At 61.5% G+C, this 19,356-nt stretch carries 19 protein-coding genes; 4 read left to right on the top strand and 15 right to left on the bottom strand.

Translation table 11 applies throughout. The annotated features are described in order from the left end of the window. Positions 1-70 precede the first annotated feature (70 nt). The gene (locus tag EOW68_RS14345) at positions 71-421 is read left to right on the top strand and encodes a hypothetical protein (RefSeq protein WP_128225853.1); all 351 of its coding nucleotides are present in this window, start codon (positions 71-73) and stop codon (positions 419-421) included. Positions 422-445: 24 nt separating this feature from the next. Here EOW68_RS14345 and EOW68_RS14340 read toward each other — a convergent pair whose 3' ends face one another. From EOW68_RS14340 to EOW68_RS14305, 9 genes are all read right to left on the bottom strand, one after another. After that, positions 446-2,134 carry a potassium transporter TrkG gene (locus EOW68_RS14340; protein ID WP_128225852.1) on the bottom strand — a complete coding sequence of 563 codons (1,689 nt, stop codon included), beginning with the start codon at positions 2,132-2,134 and terminating at the stop codon, positions 446-448. 1 nt (position 2,135) lies between these two features. Beyond that, on the bottom strand, positions 2,136-2,819 hold the full coding sequence (locus EOW68_RS14335) for a potassium channel family protein (RefSeq protein WP_128225851.1): 684 nt from the start codon (positions 2,817-2,819) through the stop codon (positions 2,136-2,138). A gap of 64 nt (positions 2,820-2,883) precedes the next feature. Continuing rightward, complete coding sequence (locus EOW68_RS14330; RefSeq protein ID WP_128225850.1) at positions 2,884-4,536, bottom strand: potassium channel family protein; 1,653 nt, start codon at positions 4,534-4,536, stop codon at positions 2,884-2,886. Between the two features lie 53 nt (positions 4,537-4,589). Then, positions 4,590-5,405: a DUF5781 family protein gene (locus EOW68_RS14325; protein ID WP_128225849.1), complete on the bottom strand. Its 816-nt coding sequence runs from the start codon at positions 5,403-5,405 to the stop codon at positions 4,590-4,592. Positions 5,406-5,508: 103 nt separating this feature from the next. After that, on the bottom strand, positions 5,509-5,808 hold the full coding sequence (locus EOW68_RS14320; protein WP_128225848.1) for a DUF8036 family membrane protein: 300 nt from the start codon (positions 5,806-5,808) through the stop codon (positions 5,509-5,511). Positions 5,809-5,810: 2 nt separating this feature from the next. After that, positions 5,811-6,086 (bottom strand): ArsR/SmtB family transcription factor, encoded by a 276-nt coding sequence (locus tag EOW68_RS14315; RefSeq protein ID WP_128225847.1) that lies wholly within the window; start codon positions 6,084-6,086, stop codon positions 5,811-5,813. 98 nt (positions 6,087-6,184) lie between these two features. Beyond that, the gene (locus EOW68_RS14310; RefSeq protein ID WP_128225846.1) at positions 6,185-7,669 is read right to left on the bottom strand and encodes a molybdopterin-dependent oxidoreductase; all 1,485 of its coding nucleotides are present in this window, start codon (positions 7,667-7,669) and stop codon (positions 6,185-6,187) included. Beyond that, complete coding sequence (locus EOW68_RS18865; RefSeq protein WP_431358949.1) at positions 7,666-7,797, bottom strand: hypothetical protein; 132 nt, start codon at positions 7,795-7,797, stop codon at positions 7,666-7,668. The genes EOW68_RS14310 and EOW68_RS18865 overlap by 4 nt, the downstream gene beginning before the upstream one ends. Positions 7,798-7,903: 106 nt before the next feature. Continuing rightward, a complete protein-coding gene (locus EOW68_RS14305) occupies positions 7,904-8,932 on the bottom strand; it encodes a hypothetical protein (RefSeq protein WP_128225845.1) in 1,029 nt (342 codons plus the stop codon). 334 nt (positions 8,933-9,266) lie between these two features. Between EOW68_RS14305 and EOW68_RS14300 the strand changes: the two genes are divergently transcribed. Together EOW68_RS14300 and EOW68_RS14295 are read left to right on the top strand one after the other, a co-directional pair. Further along, complete coding sequence (locus EOW68_RS14300) at positions 9,267-11,456, top strand: elongation factor EF-2 (RefSeq protein WP_128225844.1); 2,190 nt, start codon at positions 9,267-9,269, stop codon at positions 11,454-11,456. Positions 11,457-11,715: 259 nt separating this feature from the next. Continuing rightward, positions 11,716-12,234, top strand: coding sequence for a phosphate-starvation-inducible PsiE family protein (locus tag EOW68_RS14295; protein WP_128225843.1), 519 nt, complete (start codon positions 11,716-11,718; stop codon positions 12,232-12,234). An 8-nt stretch (positions 12,235-12,242) separates the two neighbouring features. On the opposite strand, the gene EOW68_RS14290 is transcribed toward EOW68_RS14295, so the two are convergent. Next, a complete protein-coding gene (locus EOW68_RS14290; RefSeq protein WP_128225842.1) occupies positions 12,243-13,130 on the bottom strand; it encodes a hypothetical protein in 888 nt (295 codons plus the stop codon). A 185-nt stretch (positions 13,131-13,315) separates the two neighbouring features. Between EOW68_RS14290 and EOW68_RS14285 the strand changes: the two genes are divergently transcribed. Next, the gene (locus EOW68_RS14285; RefSeq protein ID WP_128225841.1) at positions 13,316-13,846 is read left to right on the top strand and encodes a type II toxin-antitoxin system RatA family toxin; all 531 of its coding nucleotides are present in this window, start codon (positions 13,316-13,318) and stop codon (positions 13,844-13,846) included. Positions 13,847-13,849: 3 nt separating this feature from the next. Here EOW68_RS14285 and EOW68_RS14280 read toward each other — a convergent pair whose 3' ends face one another. The 5 genes from EOW68_RS14280 to lysA all read right to left on the bottom strand — a co-directional run bounded on the left by EOW68_RS14280 (position 13,850) and on the right by lysA (position 18,854). Further along, positions 13,850-14,101 carry a DUF7312 domain-containing protein gene (locus tag EOW68_RS14280; protein ID WP_128225840.1) on the bottom strand — a complete coding sequence of 84 codons (252 nt, stop codon included), beginning with the start codon at positions 14,099-14,101 and terminating at the stop codon, positions 13,850-13,852. 43 nt (positions 14,102-14,144) lie between these two features. Then, the gene (gene metG, locus EOW68_RS14275) at positions 14,145-16,253 is read right to left on the bottom strand and encodes a methionine--tRNA ligase (protein WP_128225839.1); all 2,109 of its coding nucleotides are present in this window, start codon (positions 16,251-16,253) and stop codon (positions 14,145-14,147) included. Positions 16,254-16,305: 52 nt separating this feature from the next. After that, positions 16,306-17,373, bottom strand: coding sequence for a M20 family metallopeptidase (locus tag EOW68_RS14270; RefSeq protein WP_128225838.1), 1,068 nt, complete (start codon positions 17,371-17,373; stop codon positions 16,306-16,308). Positions 17,374-17,416: 43 nt separating this feature from the next. Next, positions 17,417-17,557: a hypothetical protein gene (locus EOW68_RS18860; protein ID WP_431358948.1), complete on the bottom strand. Its 141-nt coding sequence runs from the start codon at positions 17,555-17,557 to the stop codon at positions 17,417-17,419. Between the two features lie 73 nt (positions 17,558-17,630). Further along, on the bottom strand, positions 17,631-18,854 hold the full coding sequence (lysA, locus tag EOW68_RS14265; RefSeq protein ID WP_128225837.1) for a diaminopimelate decarboxylase: 1,224 nt from the start codon (positions 18,852-18,854) through the stop codon (positions 17,631-17,633). Positions 18,855-19,356: the final 502 nt, after the last annotated feature.

The following is a 19,356-nucleotide window of genomic DNA, read 5'->3' as shown; positions in this document are numbered from 1 at the left end:
GCCGCGAACTATCCTGTGTGACTGTCGAATTAGCAGGTGTATTAAATATACCCGGAACGAACTTCGAGACATGACTTCTGACTCCGAGTTGCCCACACCGCCAGACGGGCTGCCCGACAAGATCGTGTCGGATTTACAACAGCTCACGGACGAAGAACTCCGGATCGTAATCATTCACGCACAGGAACTACTCCAGTCACACGACGAGGCAGCCTCACCAGTCGAGCCAGGAACCGGAGAAGACATTATTCGTGTGAACGAACACGAAGGGTACACCGAAGTCGTGAAGACGGTGACCTGTACGGAGGAGTGCGAGGACTGTCCACACGGACCGTATCTCTACCACGTCGAGGAGGAGCCACGACCGGAGGGAGGAACGAAGACACACTGGAAATTTATGGGGAAAGTAACCGAGGAGTAGCGGACGAAGGAGTCGGTCCACAGTTCATGGATCGAGTCCGTACAGCAGTGCCCGGAGGAAGACGAGAACCGGGATGATCTCCAGTCGCCCGACCCACATGTTCAGTACGAACATCCCTTCCGCGAGTGGTGACATCGACGGGCCAGTAATACCGGACGAGAGTCCGACGTTGCCCTGTGCGCTGGCGACCTCGAACAGCGCGTCCGCGTAGTCGAAGCCCGGACCGGCGACGTTGACGAGGACGAGACTGCTCGTGACGAGAACGAGCAACCAGAGGATGGTGACGATGGCTGCCTCACTGAACTCGCGTTCCATCGTCTGGCGGTCGAGTGTCCGGTCGCCGATTCGCGCGGTGATCACCGCGTTTTTCGGAAGAAAAACCCGTGAGAACTGCCAGATGATCCCGCGAGCGATCGTATAGCCACGGATGAGTTTGATGCCGCCAACAGTGGAACCAGCTGCACCCCCGAGCGTCATCGCACCGACGATCATCACTTTTCCGCCGGCGAGCCAGCGGCCGATCGGTGCCGACTGGAAGCCGGTACAGGTCAGCGCACTCACCCACTGGAACGTCGAATCCCGCACTGCATCCAGTTCTGCCCAGTCGAACGTCGGCACCGAAACGGGGAGAAACGACTGGGTAGCGAACGCACCGGATGTCTCCGGGACAGAGATGACGTTCTGGATCGAGAGGACCACGACCCCCAGTGCGAGCAAGATGAACAGCCAGCGGGTCTGCAGATCCGAGAGCAGTTCGCCGAGGTCCCGATCACGAAGCACGATGTAGTGGACAGGGAACGCGATCGCGCCGAGAATCATGATCGGTAACAGTACAGCCTCGACCAGCGGGGAGTTGTACGTCGCAATCGAGTTGTCGGTGACGGAGAATCCGCCGGTCGTGAGTCCAGTCATCGCGTGGTTGAGCGCCTGCCAGGCGGCCTCCCACAGCGGCAGGTTGCTCCCGAACTCACTCGCACGGATCGCCGCGAACAACAGGACAAACGAAAGCAGCGTGTACCCGACGACGAGTTTCCAGACCGTCCGGACCGTCGAGATGACCGAGGGGTGGATCTTCTCCTCGCGGGCTTCACTCTGGTAGAGTGCGTAGCTCCCGCTCCCGGGTCGTGCGAGAATCGAGACGGTCAGCACGATCACACCGACACCGCCGACCCACTGGATGAAGCTTCGCCACCACTGGATCGCCCGTGGGAGCGAGGGTTCGTGGATCGCCATCGTCAACCCGCTTCCAGTCCAGCCACTCATGCTCTCGAAGAAGGCATGCAGCGGATTCCGGAAGTACGCCAGACTGGAGAGGGTCGTCGTACTGCCGACCTCGATTGGCTCCCAGGACGCTGTCTCCATCCCCGCAGGCACGAACGTCTCCATCACCGCCGGCGGCGTGAGCCAGGCAGTCAGAAAGAAGGGGAGCGCACCGAACGTGGCGACCATGAACCACCCCCCGGCGGCGATGACCATCCCGTGTTTCATCCGAGGGTTCGGAGCGTCGGCGAACCCACGGTAGGCCAGTCCGCCGACTGCGGCAGTGATACCACCAGCGATGAGGAACCCCATGGCGGGGTATAGCTCCCGGAATCCGAGCGCAACGACGGTCGTAATGACCATCAGCCCGGCCTCCATCAACAGGAGCGAACCAATATCTCGGGCGATGATACGCAGGTCAGTCGGGAGCAGACCGCCGTTCCGTCGTGGCATATCAGTTGTGGTCCTCGGTGTGACCGAAGATATCTGTCACGTCCGGTGTCGTCCCCTTCCCCGAATAGACAGTGACCAGATCGCCTGCCTCGATACGTGTGTTTCCGCGCGGGGTGATCGGATGATCCTCACTGTCGCGCTCGATAGCGACGATCAGCATTTCGTCACCGAGCAGTCCGTCTTCGTTTGCTTCCATCAGCGTCTTGCCGGCGATCGGTGCATCCGATTCGACAATGATTTCGAACACCTCGGCGTCTTCGCCGATCCGCATGAAATCGACGATCGACGGCCGTCTGACCGCCCGATACAGGTATTCAGCGATGAGTCGCTGTGGGTTTTCCATCGTGTTGACGCCAATCTGGCGGTACAGATCCATGTGTTCGGGGTTGTTGACGACCGAGACGATATTCGGAACCTCTAGCTCCTGGGCCAGCAGACAGACCATGATGTTCGTCGCATCCTGATCGGTCGTCGAGATGAGTGCATCCGCACGGTCGATACCGGCGTCCTTGAGCGTCTCTTTCGAGGTCGCGTCATCGTTGATAACCAGGCAGTCGAACTCTCTCGACGCCTTTTCAGCCCGGTCGCTGTCGCGTTCGACGACGACAACCTCGTTGCCATCGGCCGTCGCAATCTCGATGAGGGGGACTCCTGTATCACCGGCTCCGACGATGACGATATACATTCGTCTCCCTGTTCAGATTCGATCAATGAAAGTGCAGCGTTCTCTCGCTATCCGGGCACGCAGTTCAACAGAACAGTTCGACGAAGCGGTTCGTCCCTTTGTCTGTGCCAGCGAGGATCAGTTCGTCGTCCGTTCGGATCCGAAAGCCGGCCCCGAGATCAGTTAGCAGGTCACCGTTTCGCTCGACAGCGACGACGGTACAGCCCGTCCGTTCGCGGATCTGGGCGTTGGCGAGTGTCTCCCCGGCGAGTCTGGTCGCCGTCGTCCGAATGATATCGACGTTGGTGTCGACGGCCAGGATATCTTCGCTCTCCAGCACTGCCGACGCGATAGAGCGACCGCTCACAGTCGCGAGCGAGAGGACGTAATCGGCGCCCGCGCGGTAGGTCTTCCTGATCGCTTCGACGCTGTCGGAGCGAGCGATGATCTCTGCAGAGTCGTTGAGGTCTCTGGTGACGAGGGTCGCGAACTCGGTCGACGTATCGTCCGGAATCGCGAGGACGACCGAGCGTGCATCCGGAACCCCCGCCTCCCGGAGGACGTCCGGATCGGTCGCGTCGCCGACGATGTCGATCGCCTCACCGCCGCTGCGGTCGACGACCGTATACGGGAGATCTGCCTCGGAAAGGGTGGCAGTCACCTGCCGTCCGACCTCGCCGTAGCCGAGGATGATCGTCTTGCCCCGGCGGAACCGACGGGCCGGGACGCGCGTTTCGGCGTTGAACCGTTCGAGGCTTGTCTCGTCACCGACGACGAGCATGATCGTCCCGGGGCTGAGTGGCTGCTCCGGATCCGGGGGTGCCTCGAACTCACCCTGGTACCACGCGCCGACGACGTTGACGCCGTAGCGGTCGCGGAGACTGCTCTCGGCGAGTGTCTGCCCGACGAATTCGCTCCCGTGTCGGATCGGAATCTCGAGAATGTCGAGATTGCCGTTCAGCGAAACCATATCCTCCTCGTGCATGGAGATGTCGGTCGTGAGTTTCCCCGCGAGGCTCTGTCCGAGCAGCTCCCGTGGTGAGAGAACCTCGTCTGCGCCCGCAAGCCAGTGATACGGCTCGTATTCCGGCTCCTCGACGACGCTTACCACACGGGTACGTTCGGCCGCTTCTTTCGCCGCGAGCACGATACTGGCGTCGACCCGGTCGGAGCTATCGGCGACCAGCGCCCTCGCTGTCGAGATATTCAGCTGTTCGAGGTCGGACACCGATTCGGGATCAGCATAGACCACAGAGTAGCCGTCGTCGTCGATGTTTCTCGCCCGCCCGCGGTCGGGTTCGACGAGCACGTACGGCACGTCGTTCGATTCGAGTTCGTCGATGAGCACCTCCGCCCGGGGTGTGTACGTACAGATCAGGACGTGATCGGATATGTCACCGATCTCTGTCGGCACCGACGAGGAGAGCGCCCGCTGAAACAGCGGCAGGAAGACGGCAGGGAGGCCGACGAAAAACAGCGCGACGCCAGTGAGATCCAGCACCATGACCATGACGTTCATCTCCGGACTCAGCCACGGGGAATCGGAGCCGTAGCCCGTTGCAGTGAACGTCTCGACGACGACCTGCATCGAGTGAAACAGAGAAATCTCGACATCCTCCGGTGGGTACGGACGTGGCTCGAACAGCCGCATCCCGGTGTCGTAGGCGAACGTAGAGACGACGATCAGGGCCGTAATTCCGAGAACGAAGTAGGTGGCTCTGCGTTTGATGTCGTCCATACACCAGTCGATTCTCCGAGCGATATATGTGTGTTGTTTGGCTCTCTACAGCGTCAGTCGGCCGCCGGCCCCTGCCCGCCGGCGTAGGCCCGCGTCGCGTCGACCAGCGTCTTCCGGTACTCGCTCTCGTCGGGATCGGCCGCGAGCGACCGGAACCGCTGTTTGAACCGCTGGAGATCGATCTCGGGGGCGTCGGCGGCTGCCGCGTGCGCGAGATCGTACAGTCGGTGGCGCTCGTCGACGAGGTTGTGGCGTTCGACCAGCCCGAGCGCGAAAGCCGCGTTGACGGCGGTGATCTCCGGATCTGCGACGGAGGTGTGGCGTGGCGGTCGGTCAGCGGCGGGGGTGTCGACCGCGTCGGTGCCGTCGGCTGGAGTGGGCTCCATCCGCCCCCAGGCGAACTGCTCGGGTGGGTGGTCTGCGAGTGCGCTGGCGAGACTGGATTCGAGGAAGTCCACCAGTTTGTCCGCAGGTGCGACCGAGAGCCAGATATCGTCGGCGTAGATATCCTTCATGTGGTTGGCGATCTGGTAAACGTGTGTCAGCTTCCGTTTTTCGACGGTTCGACCGGTGAGCGCGAGAAAGATGACTTCCTTGATCGACTGGGTGTGCGAGGGATGGTCTCGCTCGTAGTGATGCATGTGCGCAAACTCGTGTAATGCGAGTTCGCGGGCCATCGCACTCGTTGCAGCCTGCTGAGAGATCGTCAGTCGATGGCGCTCATCGGTGTGACTCACCCGTGTTCGTTCGTCCGGGTCCTCGACGATCTCGACGGTGACTGGCCGATGAAGCTCCCGCTCGGTCTCGAAGAGATCCCGCGCCCCGAGAAACGGGTCTGACGGGCCGGGTCCGACGACACGCAAATCCATGTGGGTTATTCTCAGGGGCCGGGAGAGTATTACTCTTACGCGGCGCCGAGTGGTAGTTTTCGTTTACTCGGTCTTTTGGAGAGAGATAACAGGAGAAACGTCCCTACTGCACAGTCACGTAGGTCAGGAAGGCGATCGCGACCAGTTCGAGCAATCGCATCCCCACGACCACCTGGCCGACCAGTGGGTCCGAGGAGTACAGCATCTGCATACTCCGGAAAAAGAAGAACACAGCGACCAGATTCTCCAGCAGGAGGACGGCGCTGAACCCGACAAGTCCCAGAATCATCGTCGAGCCGAACTTCCGGTAGTTCCGGACCCAGACCGACAGGAGGACGACGAGCAGAGCAGCGTTGAGCACCGACAGTGCCATCCCGGCGATCCGGAATCCTTCCATTGCCATCGTTAGTCCACCTTCTGTGCGATCTGTTCGAACGTCTCCTCGTGCTGTTCGAACTGGTCGGTCAGGAAGTACAGCTTCCCGTAATCGTGGTCGCTCGGTTCGACGACGTTGTGTTCTTTGAGCATGTCCAGATGGTGGGTGATCGTGTTGTAATCGACTGCCAGTTCGTCGGCCAGCTCGTTCGCGTTTCGCGGCCGGTCGCCGAGTTCGCGGACGATTCGGACCCTGTTAGTCCCGCCACGGCTGCCAGCGAACAGGTACCACAGGGCCTTCTCCATTGGCTGTGTAGTCCGTGCAAACCGTGTAATCAAAGACGTTTCGACATCTCTACTGGCAGTCGAAGACAGCGCCTGGCGCTCGTCTGCGTTCTGTTTCATCATTCGGGAACGGTCTTGCGCACCCAGCCAGTCGCCCCGCTCGGGGAGGGATTCGTCCGACGCTGTGTCTGGAGTTCGCCGGTGCCGTCGGTCGCCCGGACGACGACCTCGTGACTACCGTCCAGTTCGAACTCGTAGCGCCACATGCGCCAGACGTCCTCGTCGGGCAACGACTCCGACAGCGCTGCGTCGTTCCAGGTCTCGCCACCGTCAGTTGAGACCTCGACGCGTTCGATACCACGCGTTCCTGCGTAGGCGTGGCCGGCCAGTTCGTACCGCCCATCGTCCAGTTCAGTAGTGCCCTCGTCCCAGAGTTTGGCGACGGTGTTGACCGGGCCGGTCCCCTGCCAGCCGCGCTCTTCCCAGTAGCCGTCTTCAGCTTCTTCGAGCAGTTCGATCTCGTCGATCCACTTGACGTTCGTCTCGCCCCAGTGACCCGGAACGAGCAGGCGCACGGGGTGACCGTTCTTCTGGGGGAGTGGCTGACCGTTCATCCCCCAGGCGAGAAAGCCGTCTTCCAGCACGTCGACAGGGAACTGGACGTAGTAACCGTCCTCGCCGTGGAGCATCACACAGCCACACTCGCTTTCGGGATCGACCTCGTCGAGTAACGCACTGATCGGCGTCCCGGTCCAGATGGCCGTATCGAGCTTCTTGCCGTTCAGATTCTCGCCGACACAGCGTAGCGTGATCGTCCGGTGTTCGACCGACATCTCGGTCAGCTGATCGTACTCGATCTCCGTATTCTGCCCGGCCTCGCCGGTGACCGAAAGTCCCCAGTCCTCGGAGGGCACGGCCGGATCGAAATCGGAGATGCTCGTCCGGAAGAAGCCGTCGATGGTGCTCACGAGCCCCGGGAGTTCCTCGCTGGCGACGTCGAGTTCCTGGCTGCGGGCCTGCTCGAACTGTTCGGTGATCTCGTCTTCCTCGGCGCCGGGGACCGTCTCACCGATATCGAGACCACTGTCAGCGATGGTGCTGCCAGCACCGATTCCAATGCCGGCGAATCCGACCGCACCAGCGCTCGCAGCCAGTACACGCCGCCGTGAGTGGTCGGGTTCGGCCGGCCGTGGCGCGGTTCCGACAGCCGTAAACAGCGCAACCGGGACGGCGCTACCCAGCGCGAGTCGCGGTTCACCCGTGAGAAGGACTGTCAGCCCCCAGCTTACGAGTGCCGCGAATACGACGCCTGCGACAGCTTGGTCGAGCCGTCTGGCGACCGCGAAGCCACCCAGCGCGATCAGGCCAAAGAGCCCAACGAGGACGAGAATCGAGATCGCGCGGTGGAGGTAGTGAGCTTCCTGGCCGACGTTCTCGATCATGTACTGGGAGATTGCACCCGGCGTGGCGTTGACGACGAACTCGTCGACAGGCCGCATGACGAACGACCGTGTGTAGCCGGCCGTCGCGAAGGATCCGACCAGCCCGGTGATCCCCGCGAGGAACGCGAAAATCGAGTCTGTCCGTGTCGGGCGCCGGATCATGCGAGCACCACCTGCTGTCCGTTGCCCGCACGCGTGTGATCTATTGTCGACTGCAACTCGGCAGTCGCTGCGAGTCCGCACCTATCCAGCCCGTCGTCGGTGTCAGTCGGAGTGTCGATAGCTATCATAGATGCGAAGTTGTATTTTATTGGTCTGGGGCCATACGTGGCTGTCGGTCCATGCAGTAGCGACCGAGTCGATCTGTGACAGCTGGTGGACTGGACACGCATCGTCTTACGCCACGGAGACGATCGGACAGTTGACGTGTGCTGCCTCGTCGTCGAGGATGGTCGCACTCGTCGCGGAGTCGAGATCCGAGACGTCACCGAACTCCGCGTTGTCGTAGACGTTGACCCGCCACAGCGGCGAATAGCCCGAGTTACCCGGCAGCGTCGCAACCACGTTGTGCGTCTGGGAACTCGTCTCCTCGGTCATGAAGCCGGCTGCCGGCCCACCACCGTCCTGTCCCGGATTCGTATTGAAGCTGACGTAAATCGGCGAGAGCGGGACGCTGCCAGTCGTCGTCTCGAAGCTGTCTTCCTCGAAGAGGAAATAGTCGACAACCTGCCCGTCGTACCAGCCCTGCACGATCGGTGCTTCGTCGTGGTCGTCACCGGCGTGCTTCGAGGCCGTCGATCCCTCGGGGACGATCGGACAGTTCTTGATGACGTTCGTCTGCTCGAGATCGTAGTCTGCATCCGAAATGCCGGAGACGCTCGTGACCGTATTCGCCTCGTAGTCGTCGGGCACGGTCACCATGGTGACCTGCCAGAAGTCGTTGTAGCCATCGTCACCGGGAACGACGTCGACGATGTTGAGCTGTTCCTCGACCGGATCCCCGTTCTCGTAGACGAAGGCGTAGATCGGTGCCGGTGCGGTCGGCTGGACGTCGAAGTTGTAGTACTCCACTGTCTCGCCGTCGGGACCGAGCCCCTGTGTGAGAAACGGCGCCTGATCGAAATCGATTGCCTCGTCCGGACCCGGAAGGCCGTTCCCGTCGTTGCGTACCAGCAACGTCCCGGCCGCTTCGCTGAACCGATCGATGGAAGCGCGTGGGGCCTCTTCGGGATCGGTGCCCATCATTTCCTCTTCTTCCATACTCCCGTTTTCCATCCCACCATCCATACTCCCGTTTTCCATCCCGCCGTCGTCCATTCCGTCGTCGTCGCCCGATTCGTCGTCGCTACCTGTACAGCCTGCCAGTGCGATAGCCGTCGATCCACCTGCAAGCTGCAAAAATCTCCGTCGTGACTTATCTGACATTGCGACTTGAGAGAGACACGATCCCCTAAAAGGAATTTTTCAAGAAGGGGATAGAATGTGCTCAAACTCCGTTCGAACTCTGTTCAAATTTCGTCTCAAGTCGGTCTTATGTGCCGCGTTTTTTGAGTCGTTCTGTATTCGTTTTCTATAAGTAACAGAATTTGTATATTTTGTCTCGCTGGTGGGAGTCGAGTACCGCAGTCGTGAGCGGTGCAGGGAACGACTGCGAAACACCACCACTCCCTCCGGTCGTGGTGAGCCTCGCGCTCGCTCAAGAATTCGCGAGCACGAAACACTATCCTTTTGACCCTCCTGCCGATAGTCCACTGTAATAATGGGCCGACGAAAGAAAATTGTCCAGGAATGTGAGGAGCTCATGGATAAGCCGGAGAATATCCGGAATATTGCCATTGCTGCTCACGTCGACCACGGAAAAACGACACTGACAGACAACCTCCTTGCTGGGGCGGGCATGATCTCCGACGATACTGCCGGCGAACAGCTCGCGATGGATACAGAGGAAGACGAGCAGGAACGTGGGATCACCATCGACGCGGCGAACGTCTCGATGACCCACGAGTACGAGGACACCAACCACCTCATCAACCTCATCGACACACCGGGCCACGTGGACTTCGGTGGCGACGTCACACGCGCGATGCGCGCAGTCGACGGCGCACTGGTGGTCGTCGACGCCGTCGAGGGCGCGATGCCACAGACCGAGACGGTGCTCCGACAGGCACTCCGTGAGGGTGTCAAGCCGACGCTGTTTATCAACAAGGTCGACCGACTGATCTCCGAACTGCAGGAAGGGCCCGAAGAGATGCAGGAACGGATGACCGCCGTCATCCGCGACGTCAACGATCTCATCCGCGGGATGACCGAGGAGATGGAGGATATCAACGACGACTGGACAGTCTCCGTCGAAGAGGGGACCGTCGGTTTCGGCTCTGCGCTCTACAAGTGGGGGGTTTCTCTGCCGTCGATGCAGCGAACCGGGATGGATTTCGGCGAGATTATCGATCTCGAACAGGCCGACAAACGACAGGAACTCCACGAGCGGACGCCGCTTTCGGACGTCGTGCTCGATATGGTCTGTGAGCACTTCCCGAACCCGATCGACGCCCAGCCCCGGCGTATCCCCCGGATCTGGCGTGGCGACGACACACTCGACGTCGCAGAACAGATGCAGTTCGTCGACGAGGACGGCGAGGTCGTGCTGATGGTCACCGACATCGGGATCGACCCACACGCCGGCGAAATCGCCGCCGGACGTGTCTTCTCGGGTACCATCGAGAAAGGACAGGAACTGTACGTCTCCGGAACTGTGGGTACAAACCGCGTCCAGAGCGTCGGGATCTACATGGGTGGTGAACGCGAGGAAGTCGACCGCGTCCCTGCAGGGAACATCGCCGCCGTCACCGGCCTCAACGACGCGATCGCCGGTTCGACTGTCTCCAGCATCGAGATGACCCCCTTCGAGTCCATCGAACACATCTCGGAGCCGGTCATCACGAAGTCCGTCGAGGCGAAGAACATGGACGACCTGCCGAAACTCATCGAGACGCTCCAGCAGGTCGCCAAAGAGGACCCGACCATCGACATCGAGATCAACGAGGACACGGGCGAGCACCTGATCTCCGGCCAGGGTGAACTCCACCTCGAAGTCGTCACCCAGCGTATCGAGCGCAACCAGGGAATCCCGGTCACGACTGGTGAGCCGATCGTCGTCTTCCGTGAGTCCCCACAGGAGGCCAGCCGCGAAGTCGAGGGGATCTCCCCGAACCGCCACAACCGCTTCTACATCACGGTCACCCCACTCGACGACGACATCGTCGAAGTGATCAAGAAAGGCAAGGCGACGATGGATATGCCCGAACTGGAGCGACGTGAAGCCCTCCAGGAGGCCGGTCTCGACAAGGATACCTCCCAGGATGTCGAGCACATCCACGGGACGAACATCATCATCGACGACACGAAGGGTATCCAGCACCTCAACGAGACGATGGAACTGGTCCTCGAAGGGTTCGAGGAGGCGCTCAACGACGGCCCACTGGCCGCAGAGCCAGTCGAAGGCGCACTCATCCGCCTCCACGACGCCCGCCTTCACGAGGACGCGATCCACCGCGGTCCGGCACAGGTCATCCCGGCCGTTCGCCAGTCGCTGCACAACGCACTGATCGACGCGAAAATCAAGCTGCTCGAACCGATCCAGCAGGTCCGCATCGACGTACCGAACGAGCACATGGGTGCAGCAAGCGGCGAGATCCAGGGTCGACGTGGCCGCGTCGACGACATGTACCAGGAAGGCGATCTGATGGTCGTCGAAGGTGTCGCACCGGTCGACGAGATGATCGGCTTCTCCTCGGATATCCGCTCCGCCACTGAAGGTCGTGCCAGCTGGAACACCGAAAACGCCGGCTTCCAGGTCATGGCCGACAACCTCCAGCCGGAGACGATCACAGAGATCCGCGAACGCAAGGGCATGAAGACGGAACTTCCCGAAGCGATCGATTACTTCTAACCCACCACCTTTTTTCGGTGAGCGGTCGCTGCAGGCGACCCGAACCGAAAAAATCTGGACCAAAAAAGCCGCTTTCGCGGCCTGCGGCCGCTCAAGCGGAGGAACCGCGCTCCCTGCGGTCGCGCGGAGGATATCACTCAGTGTATCCGACACCACCAGCGTGTGAGGTTCCGTGTCAGCGCAGAATATTTACGCGAGTGACAGTAATCCCTGAAAATGAGTTCCCGGCTCCTGTTGTTGGCGGGGGAGAGAGCCACATATGGCCAGTGATGACCAGTCAGCGTCGCCGGAGCAACCGACTCCGAGTGTGGAAAACGAACCGGGGAACGAGTTGTCGGAGAGGTACTCTGCCGTCGTCAGTCGGTTCGTCCAGGGTGTCGAACTGGCCGCTGCAACGGTGTTCGCGATCCTCTTCGCGATCGGCGTCATCGATCTCACGCTCCAGATCCTCGCAGCCATGCAAGACGGGAGTATCACCGATCCACTGGTCGTGATCGGCTTCATCGACACTGGACTTCTCTTGTTGATCATCGTCGAGGTGTATCAGACAGTTCTCGCGTACGTCGAAGAGACAAACACCCGGCGGATCGTCCGGCTCGTAATCTACACCGGCGTTATCGCGATGGTGCGAAAAGTCATTATTTTCCGGACCGGCGAGTACCAGACTGTCGAGGATGCCATGCTCGCAGCCGGTGCATACACGCTCATCATTCTGGGGCTGGTGGCGCTTTTGTTCGCCGAGCGGGTCTACGGGGGCGACGCTGCCATGGGCGACTGACGCTGTCGCTACTCCTGGGCGTCGTCGCCGGTCCGCATCTCGTAGATTGCCTCGGCCATCTCCAGAATCTTCTCCTCGGCCTCCTCGGGCGTCATGTCCTCTGGCAGTGATCGGGCGATCCGCTCCTCGACCTCGTGCTGGTCGGGCTGGGAGGCCTGCCTTCGCGAGCGAGACCGAGATCGTGTCCGATCTTCGAGGTTGGGGCCGTCGTCGGTGAACATCGTGATGCCTTTTTTCGAGGCCTCTTTGCGCTCCTCGTCGAGGACCGTCTCGATAGAAACATCTGCCGCGATCATCTCGGCATCCGGCCCGACGAGTGCGTCGACCTCTTTCCAGTCGAGCGAGAGCATCTCCTCTCTATTGATGACAGCAGGCAGCGAGGGGAGTTTGTGCAACGAACAGCAGACATCCTCGCGCTCTTCGGGGGCGACGGCCTTCTCGACAGCGAGACTCTCGGCGAGAATGAGTGCCGCCTGTGCCTCGCGACCGCCGTAGACTGGCATCTCTTCGAGCCCGGTGAGGCTGATGACGGTCTCGTCACGCTTTCGCTCACCCTGATTCAGGATCTGTGTCTGGACGTGGTACCGGAACGGAGCCAGCTCCGTCCCGCCGACAGCGTGTGTCCGACGAATCCGGTTCCAGCACGCCCACAGGGTCTCTCCCCGGGAGACGAGCTGGGATTTCTCCAGCACTGCGAGCTGGCCGTCCCGACCGACGTAGGATTTGATCTTGCAGGTCCCACCCGCCGGTTTGCCGGGGTTTTTCTCCCGGTCCAGGATAGTCGTTCCCTCGAAGGTGAAATCTTGATCCAAGAGGACGTGCTCCGGAAGCAGATCGTCGATATGCTTCGTCACCCGACGGTTGTACAGCCGGCCGGGACTGGAGCGATGACTCATGATGGGATTCGTCTACATTTGTCAAGGGGTCTATCAAAATCTTGCCCTGCTATTATCAAAGTTAATAATAGCGACCACTGTTCTCAGCGGTCCAGCCTGGTAGTTAGCAGTCTCGGCAGTCGCTACGGTCGATACACTGAACGGCAGGCACGAGGATTTTAGGCGACGGCCCCCCGAGTAGGCGTGTGGATACGCTCGATGTCAGCACTGTCGTCTATCTGCCACCGGAGGAGATCTACGAGTTCCTCGTCGATTTCCCCAGATATGCCAACTACTCGGAGTATCTCGACGAGGTCCGGCAGTACGGCGATAGCTCGCCAGGTACCGAGTACGAACTCACCTTCACGTGGTGGAAGCTTAGCTACACCGCCCGGTCGAAGGTAACCGAGCTGACTGCCCCCGAACGCATCGACTGGAAACTCATCAAGGATCTCGACGCCAGCGGCTACTGGCTGATCGAGCCGGAGCCAGAATCGGCTCCCGACGGAGAAGAGACCGCCTGCCGGGTCCACTTTGTCGTGAACTACCGCCCCGGGTCGGCGAGTTCGAGGGCGCTCGATCTCCCGCGATTCGTCTCCCTCGACTGGGTCATCGAGAAGGTGACGCCGAAGATCAAAGCCGAGGCCGAGCGGGTCATCCGTCGCGTCGTCGCGGATCTGGAAGGGACGGATCGCGAGGTCAGCCTGGAGATACACGACAGGCAGAGTTCGGGGTGACGGCTACAGACCGAGCATCGTCGCGGCGATCAGACCGACGACGAGGAGGACGCCAACGAGGACGAACAGTGCGTTCTCCAGGTCGATATCGCCCGGTTCCAGGGGCTGATTGTGTGCGAGTGTGCCAGCAATATTGCCATCTTCGTCGTTTTCATCCTCGGTGATCCCGGATTCGGCTGGCTCGGCCTCGTCGTCCAACTCTTCGAGTGTAAACCGCCACTCGTCTTCTGTCTCGTCGTCTGAACCCGCTGCCATAGAAAACTGTATGTGCTGGAGAGGCAAAAGCCTGCGTTGATCGTTATCGAACTCGGGTCCCCAGCGCGGCGTCCTCGTGTGTCGTCAGCAGATCGGCCTCGTCACCGGCTGCGAGCACCATCCCGTTGGATTCGTAGCCGAACAGCTCCGCTTTCTCCATGTTCGCGAGCAGGATGACTCGCGTGCCGGGGAGTTCGTCGACGTCGTGGAGCTGTTTGAGACCGGCGACGACCTGGCGTGTCTCCAGGCCGATATCGACCTCCAGGCGTACCAGTTCGTCGGCGTCTTCGATCGGCTCCGCCGCGGTGATCTCGCCGACACGCATATCGATATCCTGGAACTGCTCGAAACCGATCCGACCGTCTTCGAGCGCGTCGAGTTCGACCGCGTCGTCCGACTCCTCGTCGGATTCTTCCTCGTCGTCCGCACTCGCTTCGGCGACACGCTCACGGAGTTTCTCGTTGAGCACTTCGATCGTCTCCGATTCGACTTTCGTGAACAGCTCCGCTGGTTCGCCAAAGTCGGCCGGCGGCGTCGCGAGCGCGGCGTCGAGTTCGGGCTCGTCGACAGCGCCGTCTTCGTCGAGTTGTGCCCACAGCGCGGCCGCCTTCTCGGGCATAACTGGCTGCATCAGCAGTGCGCAAGCTTTGGTGAGCTGGACACAGTCACGGATGACCTGTGCGGCCTGCTCGGGGTCGTCGTCGACGAGATTCCAGGGCTCGTGGCGCTGGATGTACTCGTTGCCGAAATCCGCGAGATCGACTGCGATCTGGCCGAGATCACGGACGTCGTACTCGGCGACGGCCGTCTCGAACCGATCGACTGCGTCCTCGATGCGTTCGTGGACTTCGTCGCTCACGTCCGCATCTGGTGTGCCGTCGTAGTTGCGCTGGGCGAAGAGCAGCGCCCGGTAACAGAAGTTCCCGATGTTGCCGACGAGTTCGCCGTTGACGCGCTCGGCGAACCGGTCCCAGGAGAAATCGACATCGTTTTCGAGTCCCGAGCCGGTCGCGATGTAGTACCGGAACAGGTCGGGGTGGAACCCCTCGTCGAGATACTCCTCGGCCCAGACGGCACGGTTGCGTGACGTCGAGAGTGCCTTCCCGTCGATCCCGACGAACCCTGTCGCGAGCACCGACCGGGGTTCGTTGTAGCCCGCGCCGCGCAGCATGGCCGGCCAGAAGACGCAGTGGTGCTGGATGATATCCCGGCCGATAATGTGGACGATCTCGCCGGAGTCGTCGGTCCACTCGTCGTCCCACGAGGTTCCGTGTGCTTCCTCACCGTCGACCTTCCAGACCTGCTCCCAGTCGTAGTCCGCTGCTCGCTCGGCGTACTGTTTCGTCGAGGCGACGTACTCGATCGGCGCGTCGACCCAGACGTAGAGGACGAGATCCTCGCGGTCGTCGCCGGGGTAGTCGATCCCCCAGTCCATATCGCGAGTGATACAGAGATCTTCGAGCGTCCCCTCGATCCACTCGCGGGGCTGATTGCGGGCGTTTTCGGTCCCTTCGAGACGGTCGAGAAAGCCCTGGAGGTACTCCTGGAAATCCGAGAGACGGAGGAACTTGTGCTCGCGGGTGCGGTATTCGGCGGGGTTGCCGGTGGTCACACTCGTCGGGTTCTCGATCTCACCCGGTTCGAGGTGGCGCTGACAGCCCTCGTCACACTCGTCGCCGCGGGCCTTCTCGCCGCAGTACGGACAGGTCCCCTCGACGTATCTGTCCGGGAGCGGCTCCTCGATTTCGGCATCCCAGGCCACCTGGATCTCCTTTTCGACGATGTGGTCCTGGTCGATCCAGCTCTCGACGAACTCCTGGGTGAGTTCCGTGTTCGTCTCGTCGTCGGTGTGGCCGTAGTTGTCGAACTCGATGTTGAACTGCGGGAACCGCTCTCTGTACTGTTCGTGAAACTCGAGTGCGAACTCCCGTGGTTCGACACCCTCTCTGGCGGCGTTGACCGCCACGGGCGTCCCGTGCATATCGGAGCCACAGACGAAGGCTGTCTGTTGGCCGACACGCCGGAGCGCACGCGAGTAGAGGTCGCCAGCGACGTAGGTCCGCAGGTGCCCCACGTGGAGACTGCCGTTCGCGTAGGGAAGCCCACAGGTGACCACCGCCGGCTGGTCCGTTGGGAGTTTGTCGTGGCTCATGCTCGTGTGTGCGTGATCCGTTGTAAAAAGCCGGCCGGTTTGTCGGTGACTGTTACCCGAGAAAGCGCTCAATTGTCTCGCGAACCGCCGTCGCGGCCGCTTTCAGTTCCCCTCCATCGACGTACTCCCGGTCGGCGTGGGCGACCGGCCCGTGCTCGTCCGCCAGCACGCCCGGTCCGAAGACGACGACCGGGCCGTCGAAATAGGAGGCTTCCGTCGCCGCGCCGAACGGTCGGAGACCGCCGCCACTGGCGTCGAGCAGCGCCTCGACGAGTGACTCCCCGGGATCGGTCTCGAAGGCCTCGGGTGCGGGCATCTCCGGCCGGACGAGGCCGACGTCGAGCTCGTAGGCGTCGGACAGCCACTCCGCGAGATGGGATTCGAGATCAGTAAAGAAGCTCTCGACAGTCTCGGGTGGAACTGTCCGGCGGTCGAAGCGGATCGTACACTCGGCGGGGATCTGGTTGATCGCCTCCCCGCCCTCGATAACAGAGGGGGTCAGCGTCGGTGGGCCGAGCAAGTCGTGTGCGCCGGGGCCGCCGCGCTGGTCGTAGGACTCCAGTGCCTGCAGGATAGGGGCGGCTGCGCGGATCGCGTTCGTCCCGTTCGTCGGATCGCTCGCGTGGCCACTCTCACCGCGGATTGTGACCTCACCCTCGAACTGCCCCCGTGCCGCGTGACAGACGTCGAGTCCCGTGGGTTCACCGACGATGTAGCCATCGGCAGACAGGGTCTCCCCGAGGTGTGCGCCGCCGATCTGGGTGGTCTCCTCGTTGGACGTGATCGCGAGTGTGAGCCGACCGTCCGCGATGTCGGCTGTCAGGAAGGCATCGAGAAAGGCAGCGAGTGGTCCCTTCGCGTCGCAGGCCCCGCGCCCGCGAACGATGTCGCCGTCGCGTTCGTACGGGATGTGTGGCGGGACAGTATCGATATGCGTGTTCAAGACGAGTTCTGTCTCCCCGGAGCCCCGTCTCGCCAGGACGTTGCCCTCGCTGTCGGTATCAGGATCGATCCCCTCGGATTCGAGCGTCTCGGCGAGCAACTCCCGCATCGCCGTGACATCCTCGTGCGACGGTGTCTCGATCGCCGCCCGGTGAAACGCCTCGCGTGTGAACGCCATTATCGTACGCTGTGTCCCTCGACGCTAAAGCAGTTGCGAGAACTCACAGCGCCACGAGGACGAGGAGGAAGCCAGCGAGAATCACGATCATCATCCAGACGATGACGATGAGATAGATGTGATTGACGTACGTTGCGTCGTCATCGACCGGCATCAGGACGAAATCGTCCGGTATTATTCCCATACAGGAACTTCATACTGGAGGAATAAAAAGGCGCGCGAATAGTTGCCGAGCACTGTCGTCGTGGCCAGCGCGTTCACTGCTCGACGCGAGTTACGTCTTCGAGCGTCTCCCGGCGGCGGGCGACGGTGATCTCGTCGCCATCGATGGCGATCTCGGCCGGTCGGGGCTGTGAGTGGAACTGGTTTGCGAGTTCGTAGCCGTACGCGCCCGCGTTACCGATCGCCAGCAGATCCGTCCGTTCCGGCGCGGCGATCGGCCGGTCGGTACAGAACACGTCGGCGCTCGTACAGCAGGGACCACCGACGGAGACCGGCTCTGGTTCGCGGTCGGGCACGGAAATGTTCCGGATCGGGTGATAGGAGTCGAACATCGCCGGCCGGATCAGCGTCGCAAGCGAGGCGTCGACGCCGACGACCGTCGACGCGTCGGTCTCCTTGATCGTGTTGACCCGGGTCAGGATGAGCTCCGAATCGGCGACGACGTACCGGCCCGGTTCGAGTGCGAGCTCTGCGTCGAGGTCGCCGACGGCCTCCCTGACGCGTTCCCCGACCTCGGACATATCCAGTGGCTCCGTCTCCTCGTGGTACGGAACCCCGAATCCACCGCCGATATCGAGGAATTCGAGATTGCCGACCTCGCCGGCCACGTCGGCGATGGTCGCGATTGCCCGGCAGTGATCGTCGAGATCGTCCTGCAAGACGCCACTGCCCACGTGGGCATGCAGGCCGACGAGGTCGAATCGCGTTCGGAGGTCGGCAGCGAGGTCGGGGACCTCGGCGGCGGGGATACCGAATTTCGCGTCCTTGCCAGTTGCGACTTTCTCGTGGTGTCCAGTGCCGATCCCGGGGTTGATCCGGATCGCGACCCGGCCCTCGTAGCCACGGGCTTCGAGACGGTCGAAGGTGTCCCGGGCGCCGGCGGTGATCGTCAGCCCCGGATGTTCGATCCCGAGTTCGGCGGCGTAGTCGAGATCTGCGGCAGGCGGGTTGACCGCCGTGTACTGGAGGGTGTTCGGGTCAGCGCCGGCAGCGATGGCTCGCTGGAGTTCGCCGCGGGCAGCACACTCGATGTCGGCACCAGCGTCGAGCAGCGTCGACAGCACGGACTGCCCGGTGTGTGCTTTCGCGGCGTACATCACGTGTGCGTCGGGGAACGCACTCGCAAAGCGGCGATAGTTTTCACGGACGCGGTCGAGATCGATCACGTACAGCGGTGTCCCGTGGTCGTCGGCGAGCCCCACGAGTCGGTCGTGGTCCCAGTCGGCGAGGCGTCGAACCGGCGGCGACAAATCTGTCATTACCCATCTGTCGGCACTCGGGCGATTGAATCCTTCGATCCGGAAAAAACGCCGACACAGTCGACGATTCCACCACGTCGTTCGAGCCGTTCAGTCCCAGTCAGCGATCTCAGTCGCTCTTTCCTGATACGGGTGGTTGTGAGAAATGAAAGAATTTCGACCCGACGTGGGGTGAGTCGAACAGCGTGCGGCGATCCTCGTGAGAACTCGTTCTCACGGTGGTCGAATATTTGTCCGAATATACAGCCACCAGTATGAGTTGCCGCCGGGGATGTTCCGACTCGACTGGTTCGGCCGGGTCGGTTCTGGCCGCCCCGACCCACCCTGGATCCGGCTCTCGACGACCCTCATCGCCAGCAGAGCGATTGCTGGAAACGCGAACAGTGCAATAACCGCCGCCGCAACAGCAAATGGCGTATATATCTTTTGGCCACCTGACTGACTTTTTTGCAGGAGTGATGAAAGATGTTGCCAGCAATATCATTTTTAGTTATGAAAATAA

Origin of the sequence: Halovenus amylolytica (genome assembly GCA_004015825.1) — an archaeon.
Taxonomy (GTDB): Archaea; Halobacteriota; Halobacteria; order Halobacteriales; family Haloarculaceae; genus Halovenus; species Halovenus amylolytica.
This window is presented reverse-complemented; position numbering and strand designations above follow the sequence as displayed.